The organism is Streptococcus sp. TATVAM-FAB8, from assembly GCF_046592795.1.
In the GTDB taxonomy this organism is placed as follows: domain Bacteria; phylum Bacillota; class Bacilli; order Lactobacillales; family Streptococcaceae; genus Streptococcus; species Streptococcus ruminicola.
Genome location: NZ_JAWVPQ010000008.1, coordinates 52409 through 71421 on the forward strand (window position 1 = coordinate 52409; position 19013 = coordinate 71421).

Genomic DNA, 19013 nt, shown 5'->3' on the forward strand with positions numbered 1-19013 from the left:
GGTAACTATGAATCCTAAAAATGCTCCATACGGTTGGCTTGTTAAGCGAATCGCACATCGTTTGGAACAAAATATGAATAATTTCTTGAAGCCTTATAATATCACCATTATGCAATCTTGGGTATTGTTGTATTTAAAAGATGACAAGGATTGTTGTACTTATAAGGAATTAGAGAGAGAATTTGAAGTGTCGCAACCAACCATGGCTGGGATTATCTCGCGTTTGGAACAAAAGGAATTAGTTATTACAGGTCAGGATGAAAAAGACAAGCGTATCAAGAAAGTGCGTATTTCTGATAAGGGCATGGACTTGATTATGCTGGTTTGTGGTCACTTGGAAGAGTCTGAAGACGATATCATTAGAGGCTTTTTTGATAAAGATCAAGAAACATTTCATTCATTGCTCGAACGAGCTTATTATAATGTTGTAGAAAGAGGTGACGAGAATGATTAAAACTCTTTTAGCTCAAGTCAAGGAGTATAAGACACCATCTTTACTTGCTCCTTTGTGTGCAGCTTTAGAGGTTTTCTTCGATATGTCAGTCCCTTTTGTCATTGCTAAGTTAATTGACCAAGGGGTACAAGCAGGGAACTTGGCTGTTGCCATGAAGTATGGAATCTTGATGTTGGTTCTTGCCACATGTGGTTTAACAACTGGTTTCTTGGCTGGTAAATTCGCTGCGCAAGCCTCAGCAGGATTTGCCGCTAATTTGCGTGAAGGAATGTATGAAAATATTCAAACCTTTGCCTTTTCAAATATTGATAAATACAGTACAGCTGGTCTTGTCACTCGTATGACAACAGACGTTACAAATGTACAGAATGCTTATCAAATGATCATTCGTATTGTTGTGCGTGCACCGCTGACAATCGTTGTTAGTATGATTATGTGTTTTGTGGTGGATCGCCGCTTGAGTTTGATTTTCCTTGCGGCTGTCTTGATTTTGGGAGCATCTCTTCTATTTATCATGCGTAAGGCTATGACAACTTTCAATTACGTTTTCCGTAAATACGATGATTTGAATGCCAGCGTTCAGGAAAATATTTCTGCCATTCGAGTGGTGAAAGCATTTGTTCGTGAAAAATATGAAAATAAAAAATTCACTAAGGCTGCTGAAAATATTTACCGTTTATTTGTTAAAGCTGAAAAAATCATCATTTTCAACGTGCCAGTCATGATGTTTATCATCTTTACATGTATTATTTGCTTGTCATGGTTTGGGGCACAGTTTATCGTTGATGGTAGTTTGACAACAGGTGAATTGACATCCTTAATGTCATACATCTTTGCCATGATGATGTCACTAATGATGTTGTCAATGATTATGGTTATGGTCTCAATGAGTACAGCCAGTGCTGAACGTATTGCTGAAGTCTTGAATGAAAAAGCTGATATCGTTAATCCAGAAAATCCTTTGATGGAAGTTCCAGATGGTAGCATTGAATTTAACCACGTGCATTTTTCATACAAACACGGTGGTGGAGAAGAAGTGTTGTCTGACATTGACCTTAGTGTCAAATCTGGTGAAATCATCGGTGTTATCGGTGGCACAGGTTCAGGTAAGACATCATTTGCTAACTTGATTTCTCGTCTTTATGATGTGGATGCAGGGTCAGTTAAAGTTGGTGGACACGATGTTCGCGAATACGATTTGGAAGTTCTTCGTGACCAAGTTGCCGTAGTGCTTCAAAAAAATGTCCTTTTCTCAGGAACTATTCTTGATAACCTTCGTTGGGGGAATGAAAATGCGACTGATGAAGAATGTATGGAAGCTTGTCGTCAAGCTTGTGCAGACGAATTTATCGAACGCTTCCCTGATAAATACAATACTTGGATTGAACAAGGCGGAAGCAACGTCTCTGGTGGTCAAAAACAACGTCTATGTATCGCTCGCGCATTGCTTAAAAAACCAAAAGTTTTGATTTTGGATGATTCAACAAGTGCCGTGGATACTGCCACAGATGCCAATATCCGTCGTTCATTTGAAGAAACAATTCCAGGAACAACAAAAATTATCATTGCACAACGTATTTCAAGTGTGCAACATGCTGATAAGATTTTGGTGCTTGATGATGGTAAAATCTCAGGCTTTGCTAGCCACGATGAATTACTACAAACAAACGCTATCTACCGTGAAATCAATGAGGTTCAACAACAAGGTAGCGGTGATTTTGATGAGGAAGGAGGTAATAACTAATGGCTCAACCTAAAAAAGAAGTGAACAAACAAGCCACACTAAAACGTGTTTTGGCTTATGTGATTAAGAATTATAAATGGCGTTTCATGGCTGTTTTCGTCTTGATTTTGATTGCTGCGCTTTGTATGGTTCGTTTTAGTTTGTTCATGCAAACCTTGATTGATAGCTATGTTACACCTCTTTTAGCTGCAAAAAATCCTGACTTTTCTGGTTTAGCGCATGCTATTTTCCAACTAATCATTATTGGGATTATTGGGGTAGCAAGTACTTACACTTATAACCGTTTGATGGTTTATGTGGGACAAGGAACAATGCGCCGTATTCGTATTGACCTCTTTACGCACATGGAAAGCTTGCCAATCAAGTACTTTGATACGCATGCTCACGGGGACATCATGTCAATCTATACCAACGACGTTGATACGCTTCGTCAATTGATTGGACAAAGTATCCCGCAAGTGGTCAACTCAAGCTTTTCGATTTTGACAACTTTTGTCAGCATGTTAGTTCTAAATGTGCCATTATCAGCCTTGTCAGTTTTCATGGTTATTGTTTTGCTTTATGTAGCTCGTAAAATCGCTGCGCAATCATCAAAATATTTCCATGACCAACAAAATGACCTCGGTCGCGTTAATGGTTTCATCGAAGAAATGATGGACGGTCAAAAAGTCGTTAAAGTCTTTAACCACGAAGAACGTGCCAAAGAAGATTTCCGTAAACTCAACCAAGAACTCCGTCATTCAGCTACAAATGCCAATATTTTTGCCAATATCTTGATGCCAGTATCTGCTAACATTGGACACATTTCATATGTTCTTTGTGCCATGCTCGGTGCGGCTTTGGCACTTCATGGTTATGCTGGTTTGACTTTGGGAACTTTGGTTTCTTTTCTTGCATTGAACCGTGGATTTACTAACCCAATCACTCAAATCAGCCAACAAATCAACTCTGTAGTTATGGCGATGGCAGGGGCAGACCGTGTCTTCAAATTGCTTGACGCTGAAGTTGAAGTTGATGAAGGCTATGTTGAATTGGTCAATGCCAAAGAAGATGCTGATGGAAATCTTCAAGAAGTTGAAGAAGCAACTGGTACATGGGCATGGAAACACCCACATGAAGATGGTACAGTCACTTATCACAAGCAAGAAGGTCGCGTGACTTTCACAGATGTTACCTTTGGATACAATGATGATAAGATGGTGCTTCATGACATCAATCTTTTTGCTGAACCTGGTCAAAAGATTGCCTTTGTCGGCTCAACTGGTGCTGGTAAAACAACTATTACGAACTTGATTAACCGTTTCTACGATATCCAAGAAGGTAAGATTCATTACGATGGTATCAATATCCGTAAAATTAAAAAAGCAGATCTTCGTCGTAGTTTAGGGATTGTATTGCAAGATACACACCTTTTCACTGGTACAGTTATGGACAACATCCGTTACGGACATTTGAATGCGACTGATGACGAATGTATCGATGCCGCAAAATTGGCAAATGCGCATGATTTCATTAAACGCTTGCCTGAAGGTTATGATACTGTTTTGACGGGTGACGGAAGCAATCTTTCTCAAGGACAACGTCAATTGCTTGCGATTGCGCGTGCGGCTGTGGCTAATCCACCAGCATTGATCCTTGATGAAGCAACCTCATCAATCGATACACGTACCGAAGTTCACGTTCAAGAAGGTATGGACGCTCTTATGAAAGGTCGTACAACCTTTGTCATTGCCCACCGCTTATCAACGGTTCGCAACGCTGATTGTATCATGGTTCTTGAACAAGGACGCATCATTGAACGTGGTAACCACGACGAATTAATCGCTCAAAAAGGCCGTTACTACCAACTCTACACAGGTAACGCCATCAGCGAATAACAGATTTAGACAATCTTTGGAAAATAGCAGAGCTGTTTTTCAAGGGTTGTTTTTTGTGTTTTAGGTATATATTTTTAGTTGAAAATGCTAAATTGTCGTGATATACTTTGTTCAAACCAAAGGAGGGCTATCATGTCAAAATTTATTGACATTCGGCAATTTTCAGAAGCTATTTCGGTTGAAAAAGACAATGGAACTAAGGTGAATTATTTCTTATATCCCGAATTTGAAATTCATCAAAATGTTTTACCTGCAAATACCATTCAGGATTGGCATAAGCATCAAGCTATTGAAGAAGTTATTGTACCGACAAAAGGAAATGTAACCATTCAAGTCTTGGAAGACAATGCCATAAAGACTTATACGGCGAATTGCGGTGATGTCCTACGGGTAAACGATTCGATACATCGAATCATTGGTGATACTAAAGAAGAAGTTCAGTTCACCGTTTTTCGCTTTGTCCCAAGCGGCAATAACCAATCTGACAAAATCAAAAACGACAAAGTCGATTGCGAAGAATTGGTAAGGAAAATATTGGGAGAGAAGTAAGTTTTAAAGACGCATCTGGCGTCTTTTTTTATATCTTCTTTTTAAGCGTTTTCAAAGAACTTCAAGGTATGACACCACTAGAAACACGTATGGAACAAATTATTGATTAATAAAATGAGAGGTAAATGTGTAAAACGTTTACTTTTATTTTTTGGCAAAAATCACTTACGAAGAAAATTTTTTTATGGTAGACTGAATCCTGTTGACTGTAAACTGGAGTTGATTGGAGAAGTGTTGGAGTAAAAAATCCATTCAGGCACTATCCTAGCGGAGGACATATTGTTGTACGCCGACCTAGGTTGAGGGTTGATAAAAAATGAAATGAATGGAGAATAAAATGCCTCGTAATTTTAAAGAAGCAATGGTATTTACGTGTTTGATGTGTGGAATGATGGTTTTTGGAATGAGTATGTGGAACTTGTTCGTTGCTGGTGCTTTTTCTTGGAAACATGTCTTTTTAGGATTCATTCCAGGGTTTATCGTTGCTTTCATTTTAGATACTTTAGTCGTTGGTCCAATTGCTAAGAAAATTGCTTTTGGAATCCTACCAAGTGGTTTAAAACACCAATTAGTAAAAATCCTTACGATTTCAGGCTGCATGGTTTTTGGTATGGTAACATGTATGTCATTTTATGGAATGATTTTTAGTCATGGCTTGTCAAATGTTAGCTTGGCTTTGTACGGTCGTACTTGGTTGACAAACTTTGTTGTTGCTTTACCTTATAACTTTATCATTGTCGGTCCAATTGCACGTTTCTTCTTGGGAGAAATTCAAAAACAAGGAATTTTAGCAGAAGTGCCTGTCGAAGTAACAGAATAAAGTAAAAGCTGGAAGGTATCTTCCAGCTTTTTTTGAATTATAAGTTATTAATCAAATTTGTTAACGAATATTTCTCAAGGGTTTCATGATTTAAACGAACGAATTTATTTTGTCCAGCTTTTCGAGTGATAGTAAGTCCAGCTTCGCGAAGAGTTTTAAAGTGATAAGAGACAGCAGACTTGCTCATATCAAGCAATTCACCAATTTCTCCACACCCAAGTTCGCTTTCTCTTTTTGATAGAATACGAAGAATATTTAACCTAACTGGGTCAGCTAATGCTTTAAAAATTTTGATTAAGTCTTCGTTATTGTAGTTAGAATATTGTTCAATAGTCATACGAAAATTGTACTATCGAAAGTTTTATTTGTCAATTTATTAAGTGTTTTTTAAATTTTCTGAAAATAAATCTTGACAGTATTTCTTTTGAGTAGTAATATATTACATAATATTTCAAAAGTCTTTGAACTATTGAACTAAAGCGAGAGGAGATTGCAAATTTTTGATTGCTGGGTGATGCTGATAATATCAGTTTGTTTTTCAATTAATAGAAAGTGTGATTTAAAAAATGAAAAAAAATGCTTCCTTGTTCTTTTTAACAATGTTTATCATTGGAACAGATACGTTTTTGATTTCTCCATTGTTAACGACTTTATCTAGTCTTTATCATATTGATACGTCAATTTCTGGCTGGATGGTTAGTGCGTATGCTATTGGTTATGCTCTATTTGCTTTGGTTTCAGGACCAATTTCAGATGGAAGAGATCGAAAAAAAGTGATGGTCTATGGTCTATTAGCCTTTACGATTTCAACTTTTTTGTGTGGCTTTGCCAATTCATTTACTTTGATGCTTTTGTTTCGTTTTTTGGCTGGGATTAGTGCCTCTTTTGTGACACCTCAAGTTTGGGCATCGATTCCAGTGGTGGTTGATAAAAAACACATTGTTCAGGTGATGGGTTATGCAACTGCTGGTTTATCTGTTTCTCAAATGGCGGGTGTTCCACTCGGTGGTTATCTTGCGGGAATTTCATGGCGTGCACCATTCATTACCATTTCAGCGGCTTCTTTGGTCTTATTACTTCTTATCAATTTTTGTATGCCAAAATTGGAAATTGGAACAGGACACAGAATTTCCTTTACAGTAGCTTATAAAAATGTTTTAACGAATAAAAAATCCGTGTCTTATCTTCTAGCTTATTTTGTGTTTCAGACGGGATCATTTACAGCAATCACTTTTATTGCGACTTGGTTTAATCATAGCTTTGGTTTGTCTTTAGCTAATATTAGTACAGCAATTATTGCTATTGGTGCTGGTAATCTTGCTGGATCACTTTTGGGCAGTCATATTGTTAAACGTTTTGGTTTACAAAAGACATTTAAAACAGAACTGATGACACTTGTTATTCTTTACGTGGCGCTGTTATTTGTTCATCATTTTTGGATGGCAGAAGTATTATTGACTATTATTTATGTGAACAATGGATTTATTTTTCCATTATTTATGACGACATTGCAAAGTACTGTTGAAAATGCTCGAAGTACGATTTCATCATTATCAAATGCCGTGATGTATTTGGGTGAAACCATTGCAGGGATTGTTGGTGGTATCTTATTTGAACAATTTACAGGATTTTCAGGAATTGCTGTTTTTGCAGCAGTAATGATTGCTCTTTCTTTGCTATTGTACTATCAAGCTGGAGCTTTTAAGAATAAATAAAAAATATCCTAGAATTTTCTTTCTAGGATTTTTTGTACAAACTTGGAAATTCTGTTGAAAATGGTGTGAAAGGCTTGCTTGATTTGCCTCAATGATTTTGAAAAGTAGTATAATGGCTTTAAGGACGTGAAACCGTTTTTAGAAATCGAGGAACAAGTTATGAGTGATAGAACAAATGAAAAAACTGTTCAACTTGACCTTGAAACTTACGCAGCAAAGGATGTTTATCAAGCCGCTGCTACGCAACAATCTGGGCTCAGGCACGAACAAGTCAAGGAACGTCAAAAACAATATGGTCCAAATCGGCTAAAAGAGGCAGAAAAAGAACCCGTAATTGTGACCTTTATCAAGAATTTCACCAGTCTCATGGCGATTTTGCTTTGGGTTGGTGGTGCTGTGGCGATTTTGTCTCACAGCGTGGAACTCGGTCTTGCCATTTGGTTTGTCAATATTGTCAATGGTGTTTTTAGTTTTGTTCAAGAATACCGTGCTAGCCAAGCAACCGAAGCTCTTAAAAAGATGCTTCCTTCTTATGCACGTGTTATTCGTGATGGACAAGAAGAAAAGGTACTTGCTGAAGAGTTGGTGCCTGGCGACCTTGTCTTGATTGAAGAAGGTGACCGTATCTCTGCAGATGGTCGTGTTATCTTTGCGACGGACTTGCAGGTCAACCAGTCTGCATTAACGGGTGAATCAAATCCTGTTTATAAAAATAGCGAAGCTGATACAGACTCTCAAAAAACAGCTCTTGAATACGACAATATGGTCTTTGCAGGAACGACCGTTTCCTCAGGTTCGGCTAAGATGATTGTCTCAGCGACTGGTATGGCAACTCAATTTGGACAAATCGCTCACTTGACAGAAAATATGGCTGATGATAAGAGCCCGCTTCAAAAAGAATTGGACCACTTGACCAAACAAATTTCAGTCATTGCCATTACGGTTGGTGTTATTTTCTTCATCGCAGCGACACTTTTTGTTCACCAACCATTTGCAAAAGCCTTTATTTTCGCACTTGGTATGATCGTCGCCTTTATCCCAGAAGGATTGCTTCCGACAGTTACTCTTTCTTTGGCAATGGCGGTGCAACGCATGGCTAAGTCCAATGCCTTGGTTAAGAAATTATCATCCGTTGAAACCTTGGGAGCAACATCAGTCATTTGCTCGGATAAAACCGGGACATTGACTCAAAATGCCATGACGGTTAATCACCTCTGGCAAGTATCTGGTCAGTATGATGTGACAGGACTAGGCTATGCTGCTGAAGGAGATATCCGCAGAAGTGGCGGCAAGAAAGCTGCGCTTATCGAAAGCCAACCGCTTGAACACCTCGTCCGCTTTGCTCACCTCTGCAGTAATGCTCAAGTCTTGCCACCGAGTGAGGAAAATGCTTCCTACACCGTTCTTGGTGACCCAACCGAAGCTTGCCTGAATGTCTTGGCTGAAAAAGCAGGTTTAACTCTTGAAAAAAACAAGTCTTGGGGACCACGCTTGAAAGAATTACCTTTTGATTCAGTGCGCAAGCGCATGACGACCATTAATCGTGTTGATAGCCAAGTAGATGGTAGTTCTTTGGTGTCAATCACCAAGGGAGCTCCGAAAGAAATGGTTGAGCTCTGCCATTTTTACAAAGACCAAACAGGTATTCATGAAATGACTGCAGACGTTCAAGCGAGAATCTTAGCTGCCAATGATGCTTTTGCTAAGGATGGTTTGCGGGTTTTGGCACTTGCTTATCGAACTTTGGAAAGCGACCGATTGACTCAAGAAGAACAATGGACGCAAGAAACTCTAGAACACAATATGGTCTTTCTTGGCTTAATTGCTATGAGTGACCCTCCTCGGGAAGGTGTGCGTGAGGCGGTTGAAAAATGTCACCGCGCAAGCATTCGTATTATCATGGTGACAGGTGACTACGGTTTGACAGCGCTCAGTATTGCTAAGAAAATCGGTATTGTCCGTGGCGACAATGCGCGTGTTGTGACTGGCTTAGAGTTGGAAAAGATGTCTGATGAAGCCTTAAAAGAAGCGCTCAAGGGCGAAATTGTCTTTGCGCGTGTGGCACCTGAGCAAAAATATCGAGTTGTATCAGCTCTTCAAGAATTGGGTGAAGTCGTTGCTGTCACTGGTGATGGTGTCAATGATGCGCCAGCTCTTAAAAAAGCTAATATCGGTGTGGCAATGGGACTCACGGGTACTGATGTCGCCAAGGAATCGGCAGATATGATTTTGACGGATGACCATTTTGCATCCATCGTTAAAGCGGTTGAAGAAGGTCGTGCGGTTTATCATAATATCAAGAAATTCTTGACTTATATCTTTAACTCAAATACTCCAGAAGCCGTACCGTCAGCATTCTTCCTCTTATCCAGAGGTTTTGTCCCACTTCCATTAACGGTTATGCAAATTCTAGCCGTCGATTTGGGAACTGATATGATTCCAGCACTTGGGTTGGGAGTTGAACCTCCAGAACCAGGTGTCATGAATCAACCTCCTCGTAAATTGACAGATCGTTTGTTAGATAAAAAATTGCTTATTAAAGCCTTTCTATGGTATGGCTTGATTGAATCAGCACTTGCCATGGGTGCGTTCTTCATCACTTATCTACTTCATAATGGTAATTTAGCGGTGCTTGCAGGTTCAGGTCAATTGTACCAAGAAGCGACAACCATGACCTTGGGTGCCATTATCTTCTGTCAAATCGGTATGGTCATGAACAGCCGAACTTCTGACCAATCCATTCGTAAGTTGCAATTATTTGGCAATCCATTGATTAATATTGGATTAATCGTTGAATTGATTATCTTTGTGATTTTGGTTTACGTGCCTATTTTCCATCATCTCTTTAACACCGCAAGTCTTGGTCTCTGGCATTGGCTTTATTTGGTGCTTTGTCCATTTGTTATTGTTGGACTTGAAGAGTGGCGAAAACGTTTGATGCGAAAATAGATGTGATTTGGTCTTGGGGTCTGGCTTTTCCTTGACACTCTTTGCAAATCTCTGTAAAATTCAAGAGTTAGGGGAGAATTATGGCAACAATTAATGATTATTTAGACTGTAATGGTAGTCGTACGTTTGACGAATTTGCATTTAACGAAGCTGATAGTTTGTGTTTAAATGAGCTTGGTTATTTTTGCTTTGAAGAGTTGGATGCGTCAATTGATTTTAAAAAGACCGTTAATCTACATGAGGTCTTATTACCTTATATCACAGGAGAAAAGACCTTTAGTCATAGTTTTTTAGTGACTGAAGAGCGGATTAAGCTTTTGCAGAAAGTTGTGGCTTCCAAACGTTTTGCCAATTTGAATTTGTCTGATTATGTCAATGACGTTGATGCGGAATACGAAAGACAGTTTTCAGCTATGGTCTTTACTTTACCTGAAATTAACCATCATCAGCTGGTTTTTCGTGGGACAGATGATACCATGATTGGCTGGAAAGAGGATTTTAAACTGACTTATGTTCAAGAAATTCCTGCTCATCGTGCGGCTGTGGCTTATCTTGAAAACTACCTTGAAACATACGCTGGTAAAGTGACCGTTAGCGGGCATTCTAAGGGTGGAAATTTGGCCCTTTATGCTGTGGCCCATGTTAATGACCTGCTTCGTGAGCAAATCGAAAAAGTTTATATGCTTGATGCGCCAGGTTTGCAAGAAAAAGGTCTTGAAAGTGATGGCTATAAGGCGATTCGCGAGCGCGTGACGGTGATTCGACCAGAAGAATCAATCGTTGGGATTATGCTTTACAACGACATTGAGCCGATTGTGGTTAAGAGTAATGCTTCAGGCATCATGCAGCATGCCCTTACGTCGTGGCAATTTAATGAAGAAACAGGTGAGCTAATCTTAGCTGAGCGCCAAACTGATTTAAGCCAAAATCTTGAGAAGACTTTCAAGCAATGGATGAATGAATTGTCTAGTCAAGAATTGAAAATACTTTTTGACACTCTCTTTGATACCTTGATGTCAAGCGGAATTCATAGCATCAATGACGTCACAATCGACCGAGAATTTGGTACCAAATTAGCCACCAGCATTGCTTCCTTTTATTCTATCGGAACGGAAAAGAAACTCTTGCTTGCCAAGTCAGCCAAGTTATTCTTGCAGGCTTTTGTTGGGCACAGTCGCTTGGGAAACTTTAGCAGAGATAAGATAAATTTATCGCTACCTGATTTCAATAGTCTTTTGTCACGTTTAGATAAGAAGAAATAAGAGTAAAAACTTGGGGTTTCCCAAGTTTTTTTGTGCGATTTGCTTGACTTGGAGTTAACTCTAAGGTATATACTGTGTTAGAAAGATGAGAGGAGATGAGTTATGAATATCAAAAAAGTCAGTGAGCAAACGGGCGTTTCAGCAGACACTATCCGCTATTATGAGCGTATTGGATTATTGCCTCGAGTGCGCCGAAATAAATCTGGTGTTAGGGATTTTTCTGAACAAGATATTGCTGCTCTTGAGTTTATTCGTTGTTTTAGAAGTGCTGGCATGAGCGTGGAATCTTTGATTGAATACATGAGTTTGGTCGAAGAAGGTGAAGGCACGGAAAAAGCACGAATGAAAATTTTAGAAGAACAACGCGAAAAATTAATTTCTCGTATTGCTGAACTGCAAGCTGCCAAAGAACGACTAGATTATAAAATTGAGAATTATAAAAACAACATTTTGAAAAAAGAAGAGAGTCTTTTTGAAGAAGGAACAGCTGATTAGGCGTTTAGAAAAGAGGAGTCAACATGACAATTAAACAAACCGCAGGACGTGACCAATTGGGTGAATTTGCACCAGAATTTGCACATTTTAATGATGACGTACTTTTTGGTGAGAACTGGAATAATAGCGATATTGACCTTAAAACACGTTGTATCATCACGGTTGTAGCTCTTATGTCATCTGGTATCACCGACAGTTCTCTTGTTTATCATTTACAAAATGCTAAGAACAATGGTGTTAGCAAAGCTGAGATTGCTGCTGTTATCACACACGTAGCTTTCTACGCAGGTTGGCCAAAAGCTTGGGCTGTCTTCAATCTTGCAAAAGAAGTTTGGAACGAAGATTAAGTGAGGGAGAAATCGATGACAGATAAAGAACTTTTTGATAGAGAAAATGTCTTTGGAAAAGGGCAAGCAAACGACGCATATGCACAATATTTTGATGGCAATTCTTTCCTCAATCCCTTGGTTGATGCGGAATCACCACTTCATTTAGCAAATGTGACCTTTGAGCCGGGATGTAGAAATCACTGGCATATTCACAAGGCTGACAAAGGTGGCGGTCAAATTCTGATTTGTACCGCAGGTCAAGGTTGGTATCAAGAAGAAGGTAAGAAAGCTGTCAGTCTTGAACCGGGTAAAGTTATTGTGATTCCAGCCAATACAAAACACTGGCACGGTGCTAAGAAAGACTCATGGTTTAGTCATATTTCGCTAGAAGTCCCAGGTGAAAATACCTCAAACACTTGGCTAGAAGCAGTAAGCGAAGAAGATTATAACAACCTATAAAATCTAATTAACCTTTTACTCCTAAAACCAAAAAACAATCCATCCAATAATAACGTCCAAGAAATAGCTTGGGCGTTTTTTGATACTACTTATCGTGACAATTTCTTTTGACCATGTTAAACTAGAAAACATGATGCAAATGAAACACACGAGATTGGTGCAGGCTGGCAAGTTTTTAAAACTCTTTAAAAAAGATACTCAATACGCCACACCGATTTTTAGAATAGACCAGAAACGAAAAAATTTACAATTTGTCATTGTCTTTAAGTTAGAAGATGATGATTTTTATGTCCTTAATCGCTCGGAAAAAGGTTATAGCAAGGAATTAAAACGTATCAAGGTGTTTACGACATCGATGCTTTACAATGCTATGATGTCTGTTCCGATTAAGGCGCGTGAGACGATTCAGATTTTGCAGGTACCAAGCGATAAAAAATTGCTGACGGATTACGTGATGTATTACGATAAGGCAAGCATTGATTGGCTGACCTTTGGCAAGAAAGTCAACCTAGATGATGTTTATGATCCCTTTCGTGATGCGCACTCGGCGCTTTTTCACTCAGATGATTCTGACAATGCCATCTCTTACGATGATTATCAAGGGATTCAGGATTTCCATCCTTTTTCTCTTTTAGATAATCAAGCCGTTGCTCTGCCGTGCTTTTACAAAGACCCGATAAAAAACAAGCAAATAGCTCTGCAATTGATGGGCTGGTATTATCACGGGCAGCAGCTCAAAATCAGCTGGAAACCAGATAATCAAGCAAAGGCGCGCTGGCGTTCCTCAGTTGTTGCCATTGACCGAAAGACTGGCAAATATTTTTTCCAAGGAAATATTTATAGGCAAAAGGGCACAGATCCCGTATTTCTTGACCATTTGCTTATTGATTTTCAAGGTGCTGGGCAAAATAGCAGAGCTGCAGAAACTGAGTACCATAGATTCATCGAAGAAATCAAAGAGCAAGAACGTGTGGCTTTGCTAAAGCTGCGCTGATAATCAAAGAGGTTTTTGAGTCCTCTTTTTATTTGTGCTATAATATTTTCTGACTGAAAACAATGTTAGAAAGTATGAAAATGACAGATATTGATATTGAACGCTATCACGAATTAGCGCAACAAAAACAAAAAGAACATCGTAAATTTTTGGCAACCCTTAAGAAAAAAGCACCTAAAAACCTTGATAAAATCACTCAAGAAATTCACACAGAAGTTTTCAATGAGATTGATTGCACCAAATGTGCTAACTGCTGTAAAAGCTTAGGTCCGCTCTTTACCGAGGCTGACATCACGCGTATCTCAAAAGTCTTTCGCATGAAACTAGGCGTTTTTGAAGACATGTATTTGCGTGTGGATGAAGATGGCGACAAAGTCTTTCAATCAATGCCTTGTCCATTTTTAGGCGATGACAACCTTTGTACCATTTACGACGTCCGACCAAAAGCATGCCGTGAGTTTCCACACACAGACCGCAAAAAAATCTATCAGATTAATAACCTAACCATCAAAAACACCCTTTTCTGCCCCGCAGCCTACCTCTTTGTCGAAAAACTCAAAGAACGATTGGATGGGAAATAAGAAGAAAACCACTTCAGTGATATGAGGTGGCTTTTTTATGATTAAACTTATTAAAAAAACAACAAAGTATCAAATTTTATGAATTAGTACTTGAAAATTGTTATTGCCTTTCAAGTTCTTCACGCATTATTTTGAGAAATTGTTTGGTACTTGGGGATAGCGTGTTTTGTTTTTTCCAGAGAATTTGCAGGGTGTCGTAGTTGTTTTCAGCAAAAGGAACAAAGATTAAGTCACTATCTGGATAGGAGGTATTGATAATATCACCAAGACAAAGGGCAATTCCTACACCAGATTTAACAAGAAGCGAAGCATTATAGAGCAGATTATAGGTTGCAACGATACGATAATCGCCTAAACCAGCCAATGCGCTAGGTTCTGTACTCGTTTGAGCAGAGGTGATAAGTGGATAAGCCAGCGCATCAGCGAGGCTTGGCTTTTCAATCAGCGTCAACGGATGCCCTTTAGGCACCAAGGCTCCCCAGCGGTCACGATTGTCAAGGGCTAGGTGATTGTATTTTTTAATATCGTAACTACCAATGGTAATTCCCAAGTCATAAACGCCTTTATTTAAATGTTCGAGAATGTCATCTGCGTTACCGCTACGAATATGGACACGAATATCTGGATATTGTTCGGTTAGTGTTTTGATAGCACGGGCAACAATATCAAGCGACGGGCTTTCGGCGGCTCCGATGTAAATATCACCAGCAATGCCATCTAATTTTCGAATGTTATTTTCAGTTTTTTCAACCAATGCTAGAATTTCAATGGCACGGTTGTAAAGGTATTGCCCGTCATCGGTCAATTGAATTTCGCGGCTACCTCGATGAAATAAAATCGTGTCTAATTCATCTTCTAATTCTTTAATTTGTCGTGAGAGTGTTGGTTGTGTCACGTGTAGAGCGTTAGCAGCGTTAGAAATGCTTTTGGTCTGCACAATTGTGACAAAATAATTAAGCACACGAATGTCCATAATGTCCTCTTTCTATGTCTTTTAGTTATATAAACTATGTTATATAAGTATTTGTTATGTATATTATATCGTGATAAAGTAACTTTGTAAAATGAAATGGTTACATGATTAAAAAATAAATATTAATGCTTGACTTTGAGTGGACTCCAAGGTGTACACTGAATGGCGTTTCGGTTTTAAAAAAGGACTTTGAAAAAATGGAGGGATAAGAATGACAGATATTAATCAAAAATTATTGACAGGAGAACGTGCCTGTTTTAAAGCAGAAAATATGACCATTACCCAATCAGTATTCGCGAATGGTGAATCACCGTTAAAGGAAAGTCGTCATATTGTTTTGGAAAATGATATTTTCCGTTGGAAGTACCCACTTTGGTACTCAAAACATGTTAAAGCTGAAAATATTCAGTTACTAGATACTGCACGTTCTGGAATCTGGTATACGCATGATATCAATATCAAAAATAGTGTTATTCAAGCTCCGAAAACTTTTCGTCGTAGCTCTGCAATTGTTTTGGAAAATGTCCAAATGCCAAATGCTCAAGAAAGTCTCTGGTCATGTGAGGATATTAAGTTGACTAATGTTAATATAACGGGTGATTATTTTGGCATGAATAGTAAGCATATCAAGGCGGATAATGTGACGATTACAGGAAATTATTGCTTTGACGGTGCTGAAAATATTGAGATTTCAAATAGTACTATGTTGTCAAAAGATGCTTTTTGGAATTGTAAGCATGTGGTTGTGCGTGATTCGACAATCGTAGGCGAATATCTTGCTTGGAATTCAGAAGATATCACGTTTATCAATTGTACGATTGAAAGTAATCAAGGGCTTTGTTATATGAAACACGTGACTTTGGAGAATTGCCAGCTGATTAATTCGGATTTAGTATTTGAATACGTTGAGGATTTGCAGGCAGATATTCATTCTGACATTATTAGTATTAAAAATCCAATTTCTGGGAAAATCACAGCCGATGCCATTGGTGAGATTATTTTTGATGACCCAGAAATCAATGCCAATCAAACAACCATTTCATTGAGAAAGGATGTGCTTGCGCGTGCCTAAGTATCATTTTGATAAAATTGCCAATCGTCGTAAAGTGAATTCCTATAAATGGGATGTTGGTGAGGATGAACTTCCAATGTGGGTTGCGGATATGGATTTTGATACGGCGCCAGAAATTAAAATTGCTCTTCAAAGGCGCATTGAGCAAGGCGCTCTTGGCTACAATACTGTGCCAGATTCTTTCTTTGAAGCCTATATTTCTTGGTGGCAAAAACGTCATGATTTCATACTTCAAAAAGATTGGTTGATGTTTTGTACGGGTGCTGTTCCAGCTATTTCATCAATTGTTCGTAAGATGACGAAAGTGGGTGATAAGGTTTTGCTCATTACTCCGGTCTATAACATTTTTTACAATTCTATCTTGAACAACGGTCGTGAAGTTTTAGAGAGTCGCATGCTGTATGAGGATGGAAAGTACAGTATCGATTATGAGGATTTGGAAAATAAGCTAGCGCAAGATGAGACGACGTTGATGATTTTTTGCAATCCTCACAATCCGACAGGTTATGTTTGGACAAAGGCAGAGCTTGAGAAAATTGGTCAGCTTTGTTTGAAACATGATGTCCTTATTTTATCAGATGAAGTGCACTGTGATTTGACACATCCTGACAGCCATTATACGCCGTTTGCATCAGTATCAGAAGAAATAGCAAACATTACCATGACTTGCTTAGCGCCATCAAAAGCTTTTAATATTGCTGGATTACAAACATCAGTGATTTCCGTACCAAATGAAGCCCTTCGTAAACGCGTCAATCGTGGTATCAATACGGACGAAGTGGCTGAGCCAAATTCTTTTGCCATTCAAGCAACAGAAGCAGCTTTCAATGAAGCAGGGCAATGGTTAGATGAGCTCAATGATTACTTGGCAAAAAATCGTGCTTACTTGATTGAGCAAGTGACGACAGCTTTTCCAGAAATCAAAATCGTTCCAGCAAAGGCGACTTATCTTGCTTGGCTTGACTGCTCTGCTATTTCACAAAATACAACAGCATTATGTGCCTTTATTCGTCAAAAAACAGGTTTAATCCTATCTGACGGTGACATTTTTGGTGACAATGGAAGAGCATTTATTAGATGGAACTATGCTTGCCCACTTGAGATATTAATTGATGGTGTGGAGCGTTTTAAAAAAGCAGTTAGAAAATATAGCGAGCAGTAAATGAAAAAATATCTAAGGATTTTGTTTATTGTGATGGCTGTGCTTTTATCAGCTTGCCAGCTAAGTCAGCAAAATCACATACACAAAAAGGTTTCAGGTGAAAAAATGATTAAAGTAAGTGTAAATAATAAAACATTTAAACTTCTTTTAAATGATTCGACTGCCGCGCGTGAGTTTCAAGACAGTCTTCCTTTGACGTTAAAGATGAGCGATGTCAACGGCAATGAGAAATATGCCGTGTTAGATAGAAAGTTTACCTCAGATAATCACCGAGCTGGAAAAATCCATTCAGGTGATTTGAAATTGTGGGCTGGCAATGGTTTGGTCTTGTTTTATGACGATTTTTCATCAAGCTATTCCTACACCGATTTAGGAAAGATAGTGGATAATAGCGGACTAGCAGACAGTCTTGGACGTGGTAGTGTTACGGTGACATTCGAAGAGGAGAATTAGTATGGCATTTCTTGTAACGATTGCTGGCGAAAGCTTTGAGTTGATTTTGGAAAATAATGCTAGCGCGAAAGCATTTGTTAAACTTTTGCCACTTGAGCTTGATATGGCTGATGTCAATGGCAATGAAAAATTTTATCTATTAGCTGACCACTTGCCACGCAAAGAACAATGCTCGTGTTCGATTAAAATAGGTGATTTATTGCTCTGCCAGACAAACGAACTAACTCTTTTCTATGATGATTGCAAGACTTGTTTTAAATACACTTATCTAGGACATATCAAAGACACGAGTAACTTTAGTAAAGCCATGGCTGGAAAAAACGTTACTGTTGTTTTTGAGGAAAAGTAGGATAGTCTTGACCGCTTCGAGAAATTACTGCTTATTTTTGCTATAATGTTTGAAAAAAGAAATGATGGGGTGGCAACCTATGACAAAAATGAGACGTCGTGACCGTGAAGTGACTGACTTGACAGAAATCAAAGCTATTGTTGAGAAAAATATGATTTTGCATTTAGGGCTTTTTGATGAGGAATTTCCTTACGTTGTCCCTTTGCATTATGGTTATGAGTACCGTGAAGAAACTGACCAGTTTATTTTTTACACACACGGTGCGAGACAAGGGCATAAAATTGATTTAATCCACCAAAATCCCAATGTTTGTGTTCAGATTGAGGGAGAAGTGGTGCCTGATTACGACTATGACGTGCCTTGTAAATACGGTGCTTTCTTTAGTTCGTTTATCGAATGTGGAAAAGCAGAGCTTCTCGAAGATTCAGAGCAAAAAGCCTACGCCCTTAATCTACTCATGCAGCACCAAGCTGGCAAAACATTTGAATTCACCGAAAAAATGACAAAACCAGTCGGCGTGATTAAGATTGTGATTGACCAATATTCCGCCAAAGCTAAGGCAATGATGCCTAAAAAATTATAGAAAAACAACTAATCTAAAGCAGATTGGTTGTTTTTGTTAATAAAGATAAAAAATTAAACTCAATCAGAGGCAAGAAAAATGGGCGCCTTGAATAGGTAGTATTACATGCTTTATTATGCACTTTCTATATTATAAAGGCAGATCTTATGATAATAATACTTTTCAGAAATAAATATAAAAGAGTTTAAAAAAT

20 protein-coding genes are annotated in these 19013 nt (G+C 38.6%); 18 read left to right on the top strand and 2 right to left on the bottom strand.

All coding sequences use genetic code 11. The annotated features are described in order from the left end of the window. The first annotated feature begins 7 nt into the window (after positions 1-7). The 5 genes from SFC32_RS05875 (at position 8) to SFC32_RS05895 (ending at position 5444) form a co-directional block, all read left to right on the top strand. Entirely contained in the window at positions 8-454 is a 447-nt protein-coding gene (locus SFC32_RS05875; RefSeq protein ID WP_074563441.1) for a MarR family winged helix-turn-helix transcriptional regulator, read from the top strand. Beyond that, positions 447-2198 carry an ABC transporter ATP-binding protein gene (locus tag SFC32_RS05880; RefSeq protein WP_074563443.1) on the top strand — a complete coding sequence of 584 codons (1752 nt, stop codon included), beginning with the start codon at positions 447-449 and terminating at the stop codon, positions 2196-2198. The genes SFC32_RS05875 and SFC32_RS05880 overlap by 8 nt, the downstream gene beginning before the upstream one ends. After that, positions 2198-4075, top strand: coding sequence for an ABC transporter ATP-binding protein (locus SFC32_RS05885; RefSeq protein ID WP_039697105.1), 1878 nt, complete (start codon positions 2198-2200; stop codon positions 4073-4075). Before SFC32_RS05880 ends, SFC32_RS05885 begins: the two co-directional genes overlap by 1 nt. A gap of 132 nt (positions 4076-4207) precedes the next feature. Further along, positions 4208-4624: a cupin domain-containing protein gene (locus SFC32_RS05890; protein ID WP_039697104.1), complete on the top strand. Its 417-nt coding sequence runs from the start codon at positions 4208-4210 to the stop codon at positions 4622-4624. A 337-nt stretch (positions 4625-4961) separates the two neighbouring features. After that, on the top strand, positions 4962-5444 hold the full coding sequence (locus SFC32_RS05895; protein ID WP_411050117.1) for a DUF2798 domain-containing protein: 483 nt from the start codon (positions 4962-4964) through the stop codon (positions 5442-5444). Between the two features lie 37 nt (positions 5445-5481). Here SFC32_RS05895 and SFC32_RS05900 read toward each other — a convergent pair whose 3' ends face one another. Further along, complete coding sequence (locus SFC32_RS05900; protein ID WP_039697102.1) at positions 5482-5781, bottom strand: ArsR/SmtB family transcription factor; 300 nt, start codon at positions 5779-5781, stop codon at positions 5482-5484. A 229-nt stretch (positions 5782-6010) separates the two neighbouring features. Between SFC32_RS05900 and SFC32_RS05905 the strand changes: the two genes are divergently transcribed. The 8 genes from SFC32_RS05905 to SFC32_RS05940 all read left to right on the top strand — a co-directional run bounded on the left by SFC32_RS05905 (position 6011) and on the right by SFC32_RS05940 (position 14228). Beyond that, positions 6011-7159: an MFS transporter gene (locus SFC32_RS05905; RefSeq protein WP_411050116.1), complete on the top strand. Its 1149-nt coding sequence runs from the start codon at positions 6011-6013 to the stop codon at positions 7157-7159. A 159-nt stretch (positions 7160-7318) separates the two neighbouring features. Beyond that, a complete protein-coding gene (locus tag SFC32_RS05910) occupies positions 7319-10108 on the top strand; it encodes a cation-translocating P-type ATPase (RefSeq protein WP_411050115.1) in 2790 nt (929 codons plus the stop codon). 80 nt (positions 10109-10188) lie between these two features. Then, a complete protein-coding gene (locus SFC32_RS05915) occupies positions 10189-11370 on the top strand; it encodes an Mbeg1-like protein (RefSeq protein WP_411050114.1) in 1182 nt (393 codons plus the stop codon). Between the two features lie 102 nt (positions 11371-11472). Then, entirely contained in the window at positions 11473-11865 is a 393-nt protein-coding gene (nmlR, locus tag SFC32_RS05920; RefSeq protein ID WP_411050113.1) for a stress response transcriptional regulator NmlR, read from the top strand. A 23-nt stretch (positions 11866-11888) separates the two neighbouring features. Continuing rightward, positions 11889-12212, top strand: a complete 324-nt coding sequence (locus SFC32_RS05925; protein WP_411050112.1) for a carboxymuconolactone decarboxylase family protein — start codon at positions 11889-11891, stop codon at positions 12210-12212. A gap of 15 nt (positions 12213-12227) precedes the next feature. Further along, entirely contained in the window at positions 12228-12653 is a 426-nt protein-coding gene (locus tag SFC32_RS05930; protein ID WP_411050111.1) for a cupin domain-containing protein, read from the top strand. Between the two features lie 130 nt (positions 12654-12783). After that, positions 12784-13647: a hypothetical protein gene (locus tag SFC32_RS05935; RefSeq protein ID WP_411050119.1), complete on the top strand. Its 864-nt coding sequence runs from the start codon at positions 12784-12786 to the stop codon at positions 13645-13647. Positions 13648-13727: 80 nt separating this feature from the next. After that, positions 13728-14228 carry a YkgJ family cysteine cluster protein gene (locus SFC32_RS05940; RefSeq protein ID WP_074964759.1) on the top strand — a complete coding sequence of 167 codons (501 nt, stop codon included), beginning with the start codon at positions 13728-13730 and terminating at the stop codon, positions 14226-14228. A gap of 100 nt (positions 14229-14328) precedes the next feature. Here the strand turns inward: SFC32_RS05940 and SFC32_RS05945 are convergent, their stop codons facing one another. After that, on the bottom strand, positions 14329-15201 hold the full coding sequence (locus SFC32_RS05945; RefSeq protein WP_411050110.1) for a LysR family transcriptional regulator: 873 nt from the start codon (positions 15199-15201) through the stop codon (positions 14329-14331). Between the two features lie 211 nt (positions 15202-15412). Between SFC32_RS05945 and SFC32_RS05950 the strand changes: the two genes are divergently transcribed. The 5 genes from SFC32_RS05950 (at position 15413) to SFC32_RS05970 (ending at position 18820) form a co-directional block, all read left to right on the top strand. Continuing rightward, the gene (locus SFC32_RS05950; protein WP_411050206.1) at positions 15413-16273 is read left to right on the top strand and encodes a DUF3737 family protein; all 861 of its coding nucleotides are present in this window, start codon (positions 15413-15415) and stop codon (positions 16271-16273) included. Further along, positions 16266-17435 (top strand): MalY/PatB family protein, encoded by a 1170-nt coding sequence (locus tag SFC32_RS05955; RefSeq protein WP_411050205.1) that lies wholly within the window; start codon positions 16266-16268, stop codon positions 17433-17435. The genes SFC32_RS05950 and SFC32_RS05955 overlap by 8 nt, the downstream gene beginning before the upstream one ends. Before the next feature lie 105 nt (positions 17436-17540). Then, positions 17541-17888: a cyclophilin-like fold protein gene (locus SFC32_RS05960; protein ID WP_411050204.1), complete on the top strand. Its 348-nt coding sequence runs from the start codon at positions 17541-17543 to the stop codon at positions 17886-17888. A gap of 1 nt (position 17889) precedes the next feature. Continuing rightward, the gene (locus SFC32_RS05965; protein ID WP_411050203.1) at positions 17890-18237 is read left to right on the top strand and encodes a cyclophilin-like fold protein; all 348 of its coding nucleotides are present in this window, start codon (positions 17890-17892) and stop codon (positions 18235-18237) included. A 79-nt stretch (positions 18238-18316) separates the two neighbouring features. Continuing rightward, a complete protein-coding gene (locus tag SFC32_RS05970; protein ID WP_411050202.1) occupies positions 18317-18820 on the top strand; it encodes a pyridoxamine 5'-phosphate oxidase family protein in 504 nt (167 codons plus the stop codon). Positions 18821-19013: the final 193 nt, after the last annotated feature.